Annotated in this window: 14 protein-coding genes; 8 read left to right on the forward strand and 6 right to left on the reverse strand. The window is 76.7% G+C overall.

The annotated features are described in order from the left end of the window. Positions 1-10 precede the first annotated feature (10 nt). Positions 11-1,216: a metallophosphoesterase gene (locus tag ACI79I_RS08640; RefSeq protein WP_456991900.1), complete on the forward strand. Its 1,206-nt coding sequence runs from the start codon at positions 11-13 to the stop codon at positions 1,214-1,216. A 25-nt stretch (positions 1,217-1,241) separates the two neighbouring features. Here ACI79I_RS08640 and ACI79I_RS08645 read toward each other — a convergent pair whose 3' ends face one another. Next, complete coding sequence (locus tag ACI79I_RS08645) at positions 1,242-1,808, reverse strand: TetR/AcrR family transcriptional regulator (protein WP_456991902.1); 567 nt, start codon at positions 1,806-1,808, stop codon at positions 1,242-1,244. A gap of 330 nt (positions 1,809-2,138) precedes the next feature. Between ACI79I_RS08645 and ACI79I_RS08650 the strand changes: the two genes are divergently transcribed. The 3 genes from ACI79I_RS08650 (at position 2,139) to ACI79I_RS08660 (ending at position 3,762) form a co-directional block, all read left to right on the forward strand. Then, entirely contained in the window at positions 2,139-2,879 is a 741-nt protein-coding gene (locus ACI79I_RS08650; RefSeq protein WP_456991903.1) for a GntR family transcriptional regulator, read from the forward strand. Between the two features lie 34 nt (positions 2,880-2,913). Continuing rightward, entirely contained in the window at positions 2,914-3,381 is a 468-nt protein-coding gene (locus tag ACI79I_RS08655; protein ID WP_456991904.1) for an SRPBCC family protein, read from the forward strand. Positions 3,382-3,492: 111 nt separating this feature from the next. After that, positions 3,493-3,762: a GlsB/YeaQ/YmgE family stress response membrane protein gene (locus ACI79I_RS08660; RefSeq protein WP_456944887.1), complete on the forward strand. Its 270-nt coding sequence runs from the start codon at positions 3,493-3,495 to the stop codon at positions 3,760-3,762. Between the two features lie 27 nt (positions 3,763-3,789). Here ACI79I_RS08660 and ACI79I_RS08665 read toward each other — a convergent pair whose 3' ends face one another. Continuing rightward, positions 3,790-4,428, reverse strand: a complete 639-nt coding sequence (locus ACI79I_RS08665) for an MBL fold metallo-hydrolase (protein ID WP_456991905.1) — start codon at positions 4,426-4,428, stop codon at positions 3,790-3,792. Between the two features lie 117 nt (positions 4,429-4,545). On the opposite strand from ACI79I_RS08665, the gene ACI79I_RS08670 reads away from it, so the two are divergent. Next, positions 4,546-4,776: a hypothetical protein gene (locus ACI79I_RS08670; protein ID WP_456991906.1), complete on the forward strand. Its 231-nt coding sequence runs from the start codon at positions 4,546-4,548 to the stop codon at positions 4,774-4,776. Between the two features lie 56 nt (positions 4,777-4,832). Here ACI79I_RS08670 and ACI79I_RS08675 read toward each other — a convergent pair whose 3' ends face one another. Together ACI79I_RS08675 and ACI79I_RS08680 are read right to left on the reverse strand one after the other, a co-directional pair. Continuing rightward, positions 4,833-7,421, reverse strand: a complete 2,589-nt coding sequence (locus ACI79I_RS08675; RefSeq protein WP_456991907.1) for a LuxR C-terminal-related transcriptional regulator — start codon at positions 7,419-7,421, stop codon at positions 4,833-4,835. Further along, positions 7,418-9,415, reverse strand: a complete 1,998-nt coding sequence (locus ACI79I_RS08680; RefSeq protein ID WP_456991908.1) for an Hsp70 family protein — start codon at positions 9,413-9,415, stop codon at positions 7,418-7,420. The genes ACI79I_RS08675 and ACI79I_RS08680 overlap by 4 nt, the downstream gene beginning before the upstream one ends. 296 nt (positions 9,416-9,711) lie before the next feature. On the opposite strand from ACI79I_RS08680, the gene ACI79I_RS08685 reads away from it, so the two are divergent. The 3 genes from ACI79I_RS08685 to ACI79I_RS08695 all read left to right on the forward strand — a co-directional run bounded on the left by ACI79I_RS08685 (position 9,712) and on the right by ACI79I_RS08695 (position 14,390). Next, positions 9,712-10,890, forward strand: coding sequence for an IniB N-terminal domain-containing protein (locus ACI79I_RS08685; RefSeq protein WP_456991909.1), 1,179 nt, complete (start codon positions 9,712-9,714; stop codon positions 10,888-10,890). 105 nt (positions 10,891-10,995) lie between these two features. Beyond that, entirely contained in the window at positions 10,996-12,807 is a 1,812-nt protein-coding gene (locus tag ACI79I_RS08690; RefSeq protein ID WP_456991910.1) for a dynamin family protein, read from the forward strand. Then, a complete protein-coding gene (locus ACI79I_RS08695; protein ID WP_456991911.1) occupies positions 12,804-14,390 on the forward strand; it encodes a dynamin family protein in 1,587 nt (528 codons plus the stop codon). The genes ACI79I_RS08690 and ACI79I_RS08695 overlap by 4 nt, the downstream gene beginning before the upstream one ends. On the opposite strand, the gene ACI79I_RS08700 is transcribed toward ACI79I_RS08695, so the two are convergent. Together ACI79I_RS08700 and ACI79I_RS08705 are read right to left on the reverse strand one after the other, a co-directional pair. Then, on the reverse strand, positions 14,295-14,924 hold the full coding sequence (locus tag ACI79I_RS08700) for a hypothetical protein (RefSeq protein WP_456991912.1): 630 nt from the start codon (positions 14,922-14,924) through the stop codon (positions 14,295-14,297). The genes ACI79I_RS08695 and ACI79I_RS08700 overlap by 96 nt on opposite strands. A 151-nt stretch (positions 14,925-15,075) precedes the next feature. Beyond that, the gene (locus ACI79I_RS08705) at positions 15,076-15,867 is read right to left on the reverse strand and encodes an enoyl-CoA hydratase-related protein (protein WP_456991913.1); all 792 of its coding nucleotides are present in this window, start codon (positions 15,865-15,867) and stop codon (positions 15,076-15,078) included. Between the last annotated feature and the right edge of the window lie 76 nt (positions 15,868-15,943).

The raw sequence follows: 15,943 nt of genomic DNA on the forward strand, positions 1-15,943 counted from the left end.
CGGCACGGTCGTGCTGCTGGCCCTGGTCCTCCTGCACTCCTACCTCTGGTGGCGGCTGGTCCGCGGCACCACCCGCCCCGGGCCGGCGCGCAGCCGGCTGACCCTCCTGACGGTCGTCCTGGCGCTCCTGCCCGCCGGCGCGGTGCTGCTGCGCCGCGAGGACTCCGCGGCCACCACCGCCCTGCAGTGGGTCGGCTTCAGCTGGCTCGGCGTCGCGTTCTACCTGTTCCTGGCGCTCCTGGCGCTGGAACCGGTGCGGCTGCTCCTGCGGCGGTGGGCGGACACCCGGCAGCCCGTGCCGGTGCCCGTCCCCGCCGGGACGGCGCCGGCGGACTCCCCGCCGGAGACCCCGGCGGAGGCCGACACCGTCGCCGACCCGTCCCGCCGCCTGCTGCTGGCCCGCGGGCTGGCCGTGACGGCGGGGGCGGTCGCGCTCGGGACGGCGGGCACCGGCGCGTACCTGGCCAACTCCGCGCCCGTCGTCCGGCGGGTGCCGGTCACGCTGCCCGGGCTGGACCCCGCCCTGGACGGCCTGCGGATCGTCACCTTCTCCGACGGGCACCTGTCGGCCACCTACGGCGGGCGGCGCTTCGAGCGGCTCGTGGAGACGGTCAACGCCCAGCGCCCCGACGTCGTGGCGATCGTCGGCGACCTGGTCGACGGCGACGTGGCCGACCTGCGCGAGGAGGTCGCGCCGCTGGCCGACCTGGTCAGCGGGCAGGGGGTCTACTTCGTCACCGGCAACCACGAGTACTTCGTCGACACCACCACCTGGCTGGACCACCTGCCGACCCTCGGCGTGCAGGTCCTGCGCAACGAGCGGGTCGCGATCCGCCGCGGCGGTGCGTCGGTCGACCTGGCCGGCATCGACGACCGGACGGCCGCGCGCTCGGGCGTCCCCGGTCACGGCGCCGACCTCGACGCCGCGCTGGACGGCCGCGACGACGCCGTCCCGTTGGTGCTGATGGCCCACCAGCCGTGGATGGTCGAGCAGGCCAGCGCCGCGGGCGTCGGGCTGCAGCTGTCCGGCCACACCCACGGCGGGCAGCTGTGGCCGTTCGACTACGCCATCCGGCTCGACCAGCCGTCGGTCGAGGGGCTGTCCCGGGTCGGCGACACCCAGCTGTACGTGACCACCGGCGCCGGGTACTGGGGACCGCCGATGCGGGTCGGCGCCCGGCCGGAGGTCGCCGTCGTGGAGCTGCGGGCGCCCTGAGCGGACGAGGGGGCGCGGACCGGGGTCAGAGCTCGCGGAGGGCGGCCAGCACCTGCTCGGCGACCTCCTCCAGCGGCACCCGGCCGTCGGCCTCGGCCCAGCGGAGCAGGATCTGCGTGTAGGCGGACAGGCTGGCCGCGACGACCACGTCCGGCAGACCGGTGGCCGAGTCCTCGGACCGCACCAGACCGAGCACCATCTCGGCGGTGGCCCGCTCGAAGGTCGCCGCCCGGGTGCGCAGGCCCGGGGTCGCGACGACGATCCGCCACCGCGCGAGGAGTTCCTCGCGGTCCTCCCCCTGGTAGCTGGCCAGCCAGCCCAGGATCCCCTGCCGCATCCGCTCCGCCACGCTCAGCCCCTCCCCCTGGCCGAGGAGGACCTGCTCGATCTCCTCGGCCCGGGGCATCGGCAGGACGATGTGTTCCTTGCTGGGGAAGTGGTCGTAGAAGGTGGGTACGGAGACCCCCGCCGCCGCGGTGATGTGGGCGACGGTCACCTCGTCGTAGCCACGTTCCTGGAACAGCCGCATGGCGCAGTCGTAGATGCGCCGGTGGGTCTCCTGGCGACGCCGGGCGCGGGGGTCCTGCGACACGCTGTCAACCTGCCATCCTCCGGGCATCCCGTACGGAGGATGCGATGCCGCGTGGTGCTGGTCTGCAGCCTCTCATCCCGTCGGGGCGGGACACCGCCGTGGTGCGCGGAACGATCCGGGTGCGCCCCGGCGCGGCCCGGACGGTGGTGGGAGGCAGCCACGACGGCGCGCTCGTCGTCCCTGGTGAGCAGCTCGGCCAGCCGGACGGAGGTCGTGGAGGTCGAGGACGGCGACCGCTCCCGGCCGACCGCTCTCCTGGGGGATGACCCGACCGGCTGAGACAGACGTCTCAGACGACCAGACGTCTACCTGTCCAGTACCTTTGCTGTCGTGACCAGTGCCGTGTCGGGACCGAAGTACCTGTCGGTCCGCGAGCACCTGCGCCGCCGGGTGTCCGCGCTCCCCGAGCACACGCTGCTGCCTCCCGAACCGGTCCTCTGCGCCGAGTACGGGGTCAGCCGGATCACCCTGCGCCGCGCCGTCGACGGCCTGGTCGCCGACGGTCACCTGGTGCGCGAGCAGGGCCGGGGCACCTACGTCACCCGCCCGGCCATCCGGCACGAGTACCGCGAGAGCTTCGTGCACCGGATCGCCGGGTTCAGCTCGGTCATGACCGAGCAGGGCGCCCAGGTGGGCACCACGGTGCTCACCCAGCGGATCGTGCCGGTGCAGCCGCCGGTCGCGGCCGAGCTGGGCCTGGAGACCGCGACCGACGTCGTCGAGCTGGTCCGGCTGCGCAGCCTCGACGGCGTGCCCAACCACGTCGCGCACAGCTTCATGGCCGCCGACACCTACCCCCGCGCGGCGGAGGAGGACTTCAGCGAGGGGTCGCTCTACGACTTCCTGCGCCGGGAGTACTCCGCCGACCTGGCCCACGCGCGGATCGTCGTCGACGTGGGGACGGCCGCGCCGGACGAGGCCGACGTGCTCGGGGTCGTGGCCGGGTCGCCGCTGCTCGTCGTCCGGACGACGGTGCGCGACAGCAACGGTCAGCCGCAGGTGCACAGCTTCTCGCGGCTGCGCCCGGACGTCAGCCAGGTGGAGTTCGAGGTCTCCGTCGGCGGCCGGTGAGGCGGTGGCCCGGCGCCGACTACCGTCGGCGGGGATGACCACCGTGAGCGGCACCCGCGAGGTGCCCTTCGACCGCGCCCGGGTGTGGCGCGCCCTCGCCGTCCTGGCCCCCTACTGCTCGGTGTGCGACGTCTCCTACGTCGTCGACGGTGCCGGGTCCCCGGGCGTGGGGACGACGTTCGTCTGCGTGCCCGGCCGGCTCGGCGACGGCGCCCAGCCGCCCGCCGGGGCACCGCGGGGCGAGATCGTCGAGTGGGAGCCCCAGCAGGCGGTCACCACCCGGCTGGAGCTGACCCCGGAGACGTGGACGACGCGGATCGAGCTGGCCGACGCCGGCTCCGGCGCGACCAGCGTCACCATCACCGTGGGCCACGAGCCCCGCACCGGCGGCCGGCTGGCCCGGCGGCTGCAGCGCGGGGCGATCCGGCAGATGGTGCAGCGGACCGTGGACGGCGAGCTGGACCTGCTCCCCGCGCACGTGGACGTGTTGTCCCGCAGCTGAGGAAGGGTCACGATCGGGTGACCGGCAGGTGTGCCGCGGTGATCTTGGGGTAGCCACCTCGCCGAACGGGTGCGCCGACTGGGGCGCGCCCGAGGACGCAAGGAGGAAGACGTGCAGATCCTCGGTCTCATCGTCGTCGGCCTGATCATCGGGGCCCTGGCCCGTCTCATCAAGCCGGGCAAGCAGCGGCTGAGCATCCTGATGACGCTGGTCCTGGGCGTCGTGGGCGCACTCATCGGCGGCGTCGTCGCCAGCCTGCTGGGCACCGGCGACATCTGGGAGCTCAACGTGCTCGGCTTCATCGTGGCCGTGATCGCCGCGGTGGTGCTCATCGGCGTCGCCGAGGGCCTCTCGGGCGGTCGCAACCGCGCCGTCCGCTGACGCTGCGCCCGGGGGACCCGGTCGAGATCAGAGGTCGACCGAGTCCCCCGGGGACAGCCGGCTGTAGGGGGTGGGCGTGCCGGGGCCGCGCTCGCCCAGCCAGCCGCCGTAGACCCCCAGCCCCTGCTCACTGAGCAGCGCGTCGTGGATCGCGTAGGCCTGGTCGGCGTCCACCGCGCGGACGTAGTCGATGACGTCGGAGACCCTCGACCAGGGGGCGTGCACCGGCAGCAGCAGGGTGGGGACGGGCACCTCCGGCACCGTGAGGGCGTCGCCGGGGTGGAAGACCTGGCCGTCCACCAGGAACCCCACGTTGAGGATCTGCGGGACGTCGGGGTGGATCACCGCGTGCATCTCCCCGTGCACCGTCACGTCGAACCCGGCCGCGGTGACCGCGTCGCCGTGGCCGACCACGTGCACCCGCCCGCCCAGCCCGTCGAGCTGACCGGCCACCGAGCGGTTGCTCCACACCTCCAGCGCCGGGTCGGCGTCCATCGCCGCGCGCAGCACGTCGGCCGCGAAGTGGTCGAAGTGCTCGTGGGTCACCAGGACGGCGCCGGCGCCGTCGAGGACCGCCGGGTCGGTGAAGGCGCCCGGGTCGATGACCAGCCGCCGGTCACCGTCGCTGAGGACGACGCAGGCGTGGCCGTGCTTGGTCAGCTCCATGACCGCATCCTGCCTCGCCGCCGTCCGGTCGGCGATCGGGTGGTCCTCTCACCCCTCCGGGGGAGGGCACCGGGACGGGCCGTGTCCCTCGGGGCCGGCCGTGCCGACCGTCTCCGCATGAGCACCTCCACCCTCGCTCCCGCCCCGACCCACGTCCCGGCCCGCAGCCGCGCCCACGGCCCCACCGCGGCCCTGTGGCACGCGGTCGAGCTGCACCGGCCCACCGCCGAGCTCGACGGCGCCTGCGAGCTGACCCTGTGCGGCTCGCTGGCGCGCGTCACCGTCGACGAGCCGTGGCCGACGCCGGCCCGCGACGTCTGCCCGGCCTGCGTCGTCCTCTCCCGCTGAACGGAGTCCGAGGGCGCGGATGACGCGCCCCTGGCACTCCGCCCACGCGGGTCCTCCTACTCCCCCAGTTCGGCCCGGAGCCGGGCCAGCAGGTCCGACCGGCTGCTCGCCCCCAGGCGCTGCCGCATCCGGGACACGTGGTGCTCCACGGTCTTGGCGGAGATGTAGAGCCGCCCGCCGATCTCGCGGTAGGTCTGCCCGGCCACGACCAGCCGGGCCACCTCCCGCTCCCGCTCGGACAGCGCACCGCTCGGGGCCGGCGCAGGCGCACCCTCCGCGGCCGGCCGGGGCGCGGGCGCCGTGGGTGCGCCCTCGCAGCCGGCGCTGTCGGCCAGCGTCCGGGCGCAGCCCAGCAGCAGCGAGCGGGCCTTCTGGTCGGTCGCCCGGGCCGCGGCCTGACCGGCCAGCCGCGAGCCGTCCCACCCCAACCCCACGGCGGTGAGCTCCTCGGCCGCGGCCACCACGCTGGCCGCGTCGACGTCGCCGGCGAGCACCCGCATCCAGGACCGTCCCGCCCGGGCCAGGGTCGCCGCGTAGGGGCTGGTCCGCGCCGCCGCGACCAGGGCCGCCGCGTGCGGCCGCAGCCGGTCGGGGTCATCGGCCAGGATCGCCGCCTGCGCGCCGCTCCAGTGCAGCGACGTCGCCCACAGCTGCGGATCGCCCAGCCGCCCCAGCAGCGCCTGCGCCTCGGCCAGGTGCGGGCGGAGCCGGTCGTCGTCCTGCAACCGGGTCGCGGCCACGACCAGCTCGCCGAGCGGCAGCAGCGTGAACAGGTCCACCGGGTGGCGGACCACCGCCTCCCGCGCGCGCACCCACGCCCGCACCAGCGCGGGCACGTCGCTGCTGCGGCGGGCCAGACCCACCTCCAGGGCCTGCAGGAACACGTCGTCGCGCGGCTCCAGGGCCGCCGTCCCCTCCCGGGCCGCGGTCATCTGCGCCGAGTCCTGCGCCGCCGCCATGAGCTCGCGGGCGCGGGTCAGCCGTCCGGCCAGCATCGCGATCCAGGCCAGCAGCAACCGGTGCCGCGGCCGGCACGGCGGCCCGCCGAGGTCGGCGTCCACCGCGCGCTGCAGCACCGACTCGGCCACCCCCAGCTCGCCGCTGTGCAGCGCGACCAGCGCGGCCAGCGCCGCCGGGGTGTCCACCAGCACCGCCGTCCGCCCCACCGGCTCGAGCAGCGCCGCCGCCCGGGTGAGCGTGGACAGCGCCGCAGAGATGTCGTCGGCGGCGTTCGCGCCGGTGCGCAGCGACTGGGCGACGCCCTGGGCGGTCAACTCCTCGCTCACCGACAGCATCGTGGGCGCCCCGCGCGCGGCGCCGGCCTCCCCGAGGACGGCCTGTGCCTCCTCCGGTGCCCCCGTCGCCAGCAGGGCCAGGGCCGCGGCCCCGGCGCGTTCCGGGCCGGCCAGGCGGCAGAGGTCGGCCGCCCGGCCGAGCAGGCCGCGCTGGGCCAGCACGGCCGCGGTCACGCCCGCCGCCCGCGCCCGGTCCGGAGCGGCCGGGTCGGCCAGGGCGGTGTCGGCCCACTGCAGGGCGCCGTCGAGGTCCCCGGCCAGCACCGCGGCCTGGGCCCTCCGTGCGGCCAGCCCGGAGACCGGTGCCCCGGTCCGGGCCGCCTCGCCCAGCAGCTGCCCGGCCAGCGCCGGGTCCGCGGCCAGCGCCGCCTCCCCGTGTCGTTCCAGCAGCCGCGCCGCCCGCGGGTCGCGCACCCGCTCGGCCGCCAGCCGCCGGGCCAGCTCCACCGGCTCCTCACCGCGCTCGATCAGCAGCGACAGCAGCTGCCGGCGGGTCCGGCGGGTGATGTCGGGCGGGGTGGTCGCGAGCAGCACCTGCGCCACGATCGGCACCACCGCACCGCTGGCCAGCAGCAGGCCGCTCGCCCGCGCGGCGCTGATCAGCTCCGCCGCGTCGAGGGGCGGCACGCCGAGGAGGTCGCCGAGCACCTCGTCGTCCAGCGGAGCCCCGGCGGCGACGGCGTGCAGGAGGGCCCGGGTGCCCTCGTCGACCGACGCCAGGCCGGCGCGGGCCCGGTCGCCGACCTCCTCGGGCACGGCCAGCCGGGCCGGCTGCCCCGGGACGGCGGGCCCGGGCCCGCGCCGGGCCAGCGACCGCAGCAGCGGGTGGACCAGCGCGGGGAGCCCACCGGTCTGGGCGAGGACGGCGTCGACGAGCCCCGGGGCCACGGCCTGCCCCAGGTGCTCCCGCGTCCAGCTGCGGACCTGCGCGCGGTCGGCGTGCCCGAGGACGACGGCGCGCCGGTCGGGACCCACCTCGGCCAGCAGTGCGGTCAGCGGCCGCGGACGGGGCCACGGCCGGTAGGCGATCGACACCCGGGCGCCGGGGTGCCGCACCAGGCCGATCAACCCGGCCGCCGCCGCCTCGGTCAGCCGGTGCGCGTCGTCGACCACGACGGCGAACTCGTCCGGGAGCTCGGCCGGGTCGACCGGCGCGGCCTCGAGCACCGGCAGCCCCGCCCTGCGGTGGGCCGCGGCCAGCTCGGTCAGCAGCAGCGTCTTCCCGGTCCCCCCGGGGCCCTGCACGGTCACCGGGACCGCGGGACGGCCGGGCGGACCGGCCAGCTCGCGGACCGCGTCGGGCCCGCAGTCGGCCAGCAGCGTGCCGCCGGCGCCGATGTCGGCGATCACAGCGCCTCCGTGGCGGAGACGGGGTCGCTGACCGGGTCCGGCACCGGGACCGGGTCGGGCACGGGCTCGGGCTGCGGCTCGGGCTGCGGCTCGGGCTCGGGGTCCGGCTGGGGCTCGGGGTCGGGCACCGGGTCCGGCTCGGGGTCGGGCACGGGGTCGGGCTCGGTGACCGGCGCCGGATCGGTCGGCGGGGTCGTGGTCGGGGTGTCGTCGGGTGGGGTGGTCGTCGGGGTGTCGCTCGGGGGCGTGGTGGTCGGCGGGTCGGTGGTCGGCGGGGTGGTCGTCGGGGGCGTCGTCGTGGGGCCCTGGCCGGTCGCGGGGGGCGGCGTCGAGCCGGGGAGCGGCGGGGTGGTCGTCGTCCCGCCCCGGGGGGTCGAGGTCGTGCCCGGCGCCCGCGAGGCCCCGGCCGCGGGGGTGTCCGCGGCAGCCGCGGCGCCCCGGGTGGCGGTGGCGACCGCCGCGCCGAGCCCGCCGCCCGGCAGCACGCTGCCCGGGTCGACCGCCGGTGCGCGGCCCGCGCCCGTTCCCTGACCGCGGCCCGAGGCGGACCCGGCGGACTCGGCGGCGGGCGTGGTGCCCCCGACCGCGGCGCTGCCGGAGGCCACGACCTCGCCGTCCTGCACGCCGGCGACCACCCCGTCGGTCGGGACGCTGGTCAGGTCCACGCCGATCACGCCGGCGATGGCCGGGGGCAGCACGACCAGGCCGAGGAAGCCCCCGGCCACGACCGCGCCGCGCCGGACGCGGGAGCCGCGCGCGCTGCCTGCCGGGCGCACCGCGCCGCCCGGGCGCCGGGTCCCGGCGACGAGCGCCCTCGGCCGCCGCGGGGTGACCCCGGCCGGCTCGGGGGCGTCCTCCGGGGGGACGGCGAGCTCCGGAGGGGAGCCCGCCGGGACGGCGACCGTCGCGCCGACGGGGGCGGGGTCCCCGGTCTCGGCGGCGAGCAGCCGCACGGCCACCAGGGCGTCCGCGGCGAGGGCAGCGGCACCGAGAGCGGCAGTGAGGGCCGGGTCGGGGGAGACGACGAGGGGCCTGCCCAGCTCGCCGGAGAGCACCTCGGCCACCAGCGGGACGCGGACCGCGCCGCCGGCCAGCACGACCGCGTCCAGCTCGGAGAGCTCCACCCCGGCGGCGGCGAGGGCCTCGGTCACGGCCGACACCGACGCGCGCACGGGCCCGTCGACGACCTCGTCGAACTCCTCGCGGGTGAGCCGGACCGGTCCGTCCGGGCCCTCGGCGGCCACCAGGACGGTCGTCTCGGCCGACAGGGCCTCCTTGGCCGCGGTGCACGCCGCGCGCAGCGCCCGGGACGCGGCGGCGTCGGCCGGCGTCCCGGCGCAGCGGAGGACGTGCGCCACGACGGCGTCGTCGAGGTCGCGCCCACCCCACGGCCGCGCGACCGGGGGGGTCCCCAGGTGGCCCAGCGGCTCGTCGGGGGTGGGGCCGACCACCGCGGTGTCCAGCGTGCTGGCGCCCAGGTCGTAGACGGCGACGGTGGCGTCGGGCGGGAGGTCCCCGCAGGTCACGTGGTGGTGGGCCGCGGCCACCGCGCTCGAGACGAGGGAGAACCGGGGGACCCCGGCGTCCTCGAACGCGCGGGCGAGCACCGCCCGGCGGTGTCCGCCCCAGGACGGCGGGACCGTGACCACGGTCCAGGACTCGGGGCGACCCGCGTGCCGGGCGGCCGCCTCGCGGACGCGCTGGACCGCGCTGGCCACCAGCTCGGCGGCCGCGACCGGACGGTCGCCCGCGTAGAGGGGAGCGGGGTCGCCGACGCGGGCCAGGACGTGCGCCACCGGGGCCGCCCCCCCGGCCGCCCCGAACGACACGCGGCCGTCCTCGCCCACGGACAGCGCGGCGGGTGCCGTCGCCCCGGACTCCCCGATGACCAGCGCCTCTGCGCCCGCCGCACCTCCCTCGTCGCCGTCGCACACCGCGGCGGAGATGGATCCGTCGCCGATGTCGATGCCCAACCCGTACTCGCCGTTGCGCACAGGTGCCCCCTGATCCGCATTCCGCAACCCCGGCGCCCTGTGTCGGACCGGCCGGGTCCTCCGAACGTATGGCCCGCCTGCACCATCTGTCCCGCGCGGCACCCGCCACGGGCGGATGCGGACCGTAAGTAGGGGGCGACACCCCGCAGCCCCTAACGCTCAGTCAGCGCACACCCCCCATCGGGGTGACGAGGTTGGGGGGATCGACCCCGATGCCGGGGGAGCCCCCCGGCGGGTGGACTGCCGCTGCCAGCCGGCCGATGGCGGACCGGCTCCCAGACCCAGGAGTGCCAGCCATGTCGACTCTCGCCAGCTCGTTGCTCGACTTCATCCTCGACCTGTTCCGCGACCCGGCGAAGGCCGCCGCCTACGAGGAGGACCCGCAGGCGGCCCTCGACGCCGCCGGCCTGACCGACGTCTCGCCCGACGACGTCGCCGACCTCATGCCGATGGTCGCGGACTACTCCACGGTCGGCGGCTGGAACGGCGGCAACGGCGACTCCTGCGACGGCGACGGCGGTGCGCGCCCCGCCGGCGTCCAGTCCCGCAGCGACGACGAGGACGTCCGCGAGCACTCCGGCGGCACCGCCCACCTGCCGGCCCGCGACGAGGACGACGACGAGGACGACGACGACACCCAGGGCGGCTCCGGCCACGGCCACGGCCCGGCCGGGGGTCACGAGACCGTCGTGATCACCCACCTGCAGGAGATCCAGTACGAGAACCACGAGACCCACGTCTCGATCGACGCCTCCCACAGCATCTGGGTGAGCGGCGACGCGCAGGCGATCTTCGGGGACGACAACGTGTTCGTCGGCGGGGACGGCGTGGCCGCCGGCGGCGACGTCGACGGCGACGTGACCCAGATCGACAACGAGGGCGGCATCGTCGCCGGCGACGACGTCGAGGACGTCACCATCGACAACAGCGACAACTCGGTGAACGACTCGTACAACGACAGCTACGACGTCTCCGGCGACGGCAACGCCGTGGGCCGCGACAACGACGTCGACACCGAGATCGACACCGACATCGACGTGGAGAACTCCGGCAACACCCAGAACGGCGACGGCAACGTCGCCGGCAACGGCAACGACACGGACAACTCCACCGACGTGGAGGTGGACGTCGAGGACTCGTTCAACGAGGACAACTCCGACAACTCGGTGAACGACTCGGGCAACGACAACTCGACCACCACCACGACCGAGGTCGAGGTCGAGGACTCGTTCAACGACAACTCGACCGACGTCGACGTGGACGTCGAGGACTCCTTCCAGGACAACTCCGACGACGACGGCTTCGACGACTCGCTCAACGGCAACGAGCTGACGCAGGACAACAGCCAGAACACCGACAACAGCGAGTACACCGAGGTCGAGGTGGACGTCGAGGACAGCCTCAACGACAACTTCTCGGACAACCTCTCCGACAACTTCTCGGGCAACGAGGTCGAGGACGTCACCGCCGGCTGACCCACTCCCACCGGGTCCCGGGCGCGCCGCGGGGGCGCCCGGGACCCGGGCACGTCCCGGGCCGGCCCGCACGCGGGTGGTAAGACCGGGTGACTGGAGGTGACCGTGTCCACGACAGCACAGGTGATCGACCGGGCGGTGGCGCTCGCGGAGGTCTGCGAGCGGCCGGACCTGCACCGGCGGCTGCTCCAGGCGCGGGAGCGCTCGCAGACCCCCGGGGTGCGGGTGCTGGTCGTGGGCGAGCCCAAGCAGGGCAAGAGCTCGCTGGTCAACGCCCTGGTGGGCGCCCCGGTCTGCCCGGTGGCCGACGACGTCGCCACCGTCGTCCCGACGGTCGTGCGCAACGGGGAGGCCCCCCGCGCCACCCTCGTCCTGGCCGCCGGACCGGCCGCCGAGGCCGGGGCAGACGTCCCCACCGAGCGGGTGCCGGTGCCCATCGACCAGGTCGCGGCGCGGGTGACCGGCACCGACGAGCGGCTGCTGCAGGCGGAGGTGGAGCTCCCGCGGCGGCTGCTCGACGGCGGTCTGGAGCTCGTCGACACCGCCGGTGTGGGCGGGGTGGGCACGGTGCGGGCGCTGCGGACGGTCGACCTGCTGCCGACCGCGGACGCCGTCCTGCTCGTGTCCGACGCGAGCCAGGAGTTCACCGCCCCGGAGATGGCCTTCCTGGAGCAGGCGCGCGGCCTGTGCCCGACGGTCGTCTGCGTCCTCACCAAGACCGACGCCTGCCCGCAGTGGCGCACCGTCCTCGAGCTCGACCGCGCCCACCTGGCCGGCCGCGGCATCGAGGCGCCGCTGTTCGCCGTCTCCTCGGCGCTGGCGCAGCTGGCGGTGCAGCACCGGGACCGGGAGCTGCACGAGGAGTCCGGCATCGGGGCGCTGGTCACCCACCTGCGCCGCGAGGTCGTCGACCGCGCCGAGGTCCTCGCCCGGCGCGCGCTGGTGCACGACCTCGCGGCGGTCACCGAGCACCTCTCCCTCGCCGTCCGCACGGAGCTGGCCGGCCTGCAGGACCCGGCCGGCCGGGAGGAGCTGCTGCGCGGTCTGGAGGAGGCCAAGGCCGCCGCCGACGACCTGCGCCGCCGCTCCTCGCGCTGGCAGCAGGTGCTCGCCGACGGCGTCACCGACCTCATGAGCGACATCGACTTCGACCTGCGCGACCGGTCCCGGGTGGTGACCCGGGAGGCCGAGGAGGCGATCGACGCCCAGGACCCCGGTCCGGCATGGGCCGAGCTGGCCGCGTGGCTCGACCGGCGGATCGCCGCGGCCGTCGCCGACAGCTACGTCTGGGCCGGGCAGCGCTCGGAGTGGCTGGCCGAGCGGGTGATCGAGCAGTTCTCCCGGGACGGCGGCGCCGCGGTCCCGGCCCTGTCCGTGGGGGCCGCCGGCGACGCCCTGGAGAGCCTGGTCGACCTGCCGGAGATCGACGAGGGCGCCATGACCCTGCGCGAGCGGGCGCTGATCGGGCTGCGCGGGTCCTACACCGGCGTCCTGATGACCGGGCTGGTGACCAGCCTGGCCGGGATGGCGATCATCAACCCGATCTCGCTGGCCGCCGGCGTCCTGCTCGGGCGCAAGGCCTACAACGACGACAAGAAGCAGCGGGTGCAGCGGCGGCAGTCCGAGGCGAAGGCCGTCGTCCGCCGGCACCTGGACGAGGTGGTGTTCCAGGTCGGCAAGCAGCTCAAGGACCGGCTGCGGACCGTCCAGCGCACCCTGCGCGACCTGATCACCGACACCGCGGAGGAGATGTCCCGCTCCCTGGCCGACGCCGTGGCGGCCGCGCAGCGCTCGACCAAGGAGGCCACCGCCGAGCGCGACGCCCGCATCCGCTCCCTGCGGCTGCGGCTGGACCAGCTCGACCGGCTCGCCGCCGAGGTGCGCCAGCTCAGCCGGACGGCGGTGGCGGTCCCGTGACGCTCACGGCGGGGGCTCCGACGGCGGTCCTGGACGACGTCCGGGCGCTGCTGGACGACGCGCTGGAGCGCTACGCCGACCGGCCCGACGTCGCCGAGCGGCTGCGGGCGCAGCGGCGGCGGCTGGACGAGCCGCTGCGGCTGGCGCTGGTCGGGCGGGTCAAGTCCGGGAAGTCCACCCTGCTCAACGCCCTGGTGGGGGCGCGGATCGCGCCCACCGACGCCGGCGAGTGCACCCGGGTGGTGACCCTCTACCGGCACGGGGCCACGCCGAGGGCGGTCCTGCACGGCACGGACGGGCAGACCCGGACCCTGCCGGTCCGCCGGGCCGACGGCGGCCTGCAGCTGGAGCTCGGCGGGACCCCGCCCGAGGAGGTCGCCTCGCTGCTGGTGGAGTGGCCGGCCCCCGACCTGCAGCCGGCCACCGTGGTCGACACCCCGGGCATCTCGTCGCTGTCGGCGGACACCAGCGCCCGGACCCGCACCTTCCTGGACGGCGACGAGGGGACCGCGGGTGCCGACGCGGTCGTGTTCCTCACCCGCCAGCCCCAGCCCGAGGACGTCGCCGTCCTCGCCGGGTTCCAGGCCGGCGCGGCCGCCGGGGCGCACGCCACCACGATCACCGTGCTCTCCCGCGCCGACGAGGTCGGTGCCGGCCGGCTGGACGCCCTGCACGCGGCCGGCGCGGTGGCCCGGCGGATGTCCGAGGACCCCGAGCTGCGGGCGGTGAGCGCGGCCGTGGTGCCCGTCGCCGGGCTGCTGGCGCTGGCCGGCCGCACCCTGCGGCACGGGGACTACGTCGCCCTGCGCAGCCTGGCCACCGCCGACCAGGCGCAGGTCGCCGCGATGCTGCTCACCCCTGACCGGTTCTGCCGCGCCGAGGCGCCGGTGCCGCTCGCGCAGGACGTCCGGGCCGCGCTCCTGGACCGGCTGGGCCTGTTCGGCATCCGGCTGTCCCTCGCGCTGATCCGGGCCGGCGTGCCCGACGCCTCGGCCCTCGCCGTGGAGCTGCTGCAGCGCAGCGGGCTGGTCGAGCTGCAGCGGCTGATGCGCGTCCACCTCACCGACCGCGGTGACGCGCTGAAGGCGGGGACGGCGCTGCGGCTGCTGCAGGCCGTGCTGGAGGAGCACCCGGTGGACGGCGGCGACGCGCTGCGCGCCGGCGTCGAACGGGTCCGGCTGGCCACGCCGGCCCTGGCCGAGCTGGAGCTGCTGGCCCGGGCGCGGTCGGCCGACAGCCCGCTGGCGGAGCAGCTGCGGCCCGACGCCGAGCGCCTGCTCGGTGCCGAGGGGACCGGACCCGCCGCCCGCCTGGGGCTGCCCGCGGACACCCCGCACGCCGACCTGCGGACCGCGGCGTTCGAGGCGCTGGGCCGCTGGCGCGCGACGGCCGAGGACCCGTTGGCCGGCCGGGCGAGCGCCGACGCCGCCGAGGTCGTCGTCCGCTCGTGCGAGGCGCTGCTGGCCGAGCTGGACGGCTGGGGGACGTCAGCGGCGAGCGCCCCGGCAGAACGCGCGGGCGGAGCGGCTGAGGAGGGGGACGAGGGCGACGACGAACAGGCCGGCGGCGAGGACCAGCGCTAGCCGGTCGGTGTCGGCATCGCCGGCGACGACGCTCTGCGCCACGTCCAGGGCCAGCAGGAGCGGCGCCGCGGTGACCACCAGCGCCCAGCGGGCCCACGTGCGGGCGCGCAGCAGCAGGCCCACCCACAGCAGGGAGAGGGCGACCAGGGCGGCGACGCTCGCCAGCACCAGGACCATCGTGGCGCGCACGCCGTCGGCGACCAGGTCGGCGGAGGCCGCCGGGTCGGCGGCGGTGGCGGTCTCGGTCAGCCGGGCCCGCAACGCCTCGGAGTCCAGCAGCGCGGCACCCAGGCCGGTCAGCGCCGCCACGCAGCCGGCCCACCACAGCGCGGCGGTGGCCCGGACCGTGCCCGGCGCCGCCGGCCGAGGACGGCCGATCGGCGGGGCGAGGTCACTCGTGGTCGCCGGGCGCGGGGGCGGCGGCGGGGGGAGCTGCTGGACGACGTTGCCGGTGAGGACGACCCGCCGCGGCTGCGGTCGCCCGTCGGCCGCCCGCGGTGGCGGCGCGGTGCGTGGTGGCGGCGTCCGGCCCACCGGACCCGCTGCTCCGCTCCGCGTCCCCCGCGACCCCGCGGACCCCGTCACGTCTCCCCCTCCCGACGACCTCCCGGAGCCTGTCATCGCGAACCGGGGGTGACCGTCTCGGTACGGGGCGCGTCGGCAGGACCCGGTCGTGTCGACACCCTCAGTGACCGGTGAAGCGCGGCGTGCGCTTCTCCAGGAAGGCCTCCACGGCCTCGCGGTGGTCGGCGGTCTGCCCGAGCTCCTTCTGCAGCCGCGCCTCCAGGGCCAGGGTGTCCTCGAGGGAGTCGGTGGCGGCGGTGGCCAGCACCGTCTTGAGCGCCCGGTAGGCGGCCGTCGGGCCGGCGGCGAGGCGGGCAGCCAGTGCCTGCGCCTCGGGCAGCACCTGCTCGGGCTCGACCACCCGGTGCACCAGGCCCCAGGTCGCCGCCGTCTCGGCGGGGAAGGGGTCGGGCAGCAGCAGGATCTCCGCGGCGCGGGAGCCGCCGACGCAGTGGACCAGCCGGGAGGCCAGCGCGGAGTCGCTCGACAGGCCGATCCCGGTGAAGGCGGTGGTGAACTTGGCGCCGGCGGCGGCGATCCGCAGGTCCCCGGCCAGCGCGATGCCCAGGCCCGCCCCGGCGCAGGCCCCGTTGACCGCCACCACCACGGGCACGCGCAGCGCGGCCAGGGCCAGGACCAGCGGGTTGTACTCGTCCTCGACCACCGACAGCGAGCTCGCGGCGTCGCCCCGGAGCGCCTCGACGTGCTGGGCGAGGTCCTGCCCCACGCAGAACGCCCGGCCGCGCCCGGTGAGCACGATCGCCCGCACCGACCCGTCGGCGCCGACCTCCCGGACGACGTCGAGCAGCTCCCGGCGTGAGCGGTGGGTGAGGCCCGGCCGCAGCAGGGTGATGGTCGCGACGCCGCCGGCGTCCTCACGGGTCACGGTCTCCGGCTCTGTCGCCTCGGGCATCGTCGCCCCACCTCGTCTCTCGTCGGTCCTGCGGTCCAGCCCGTGCGGCCGCGGGCGTCCTCCCCTCCCGTGCGGG

This window comes from Geodermatophilus sp. SYSU D01105 (assembly GCF_054050095.1).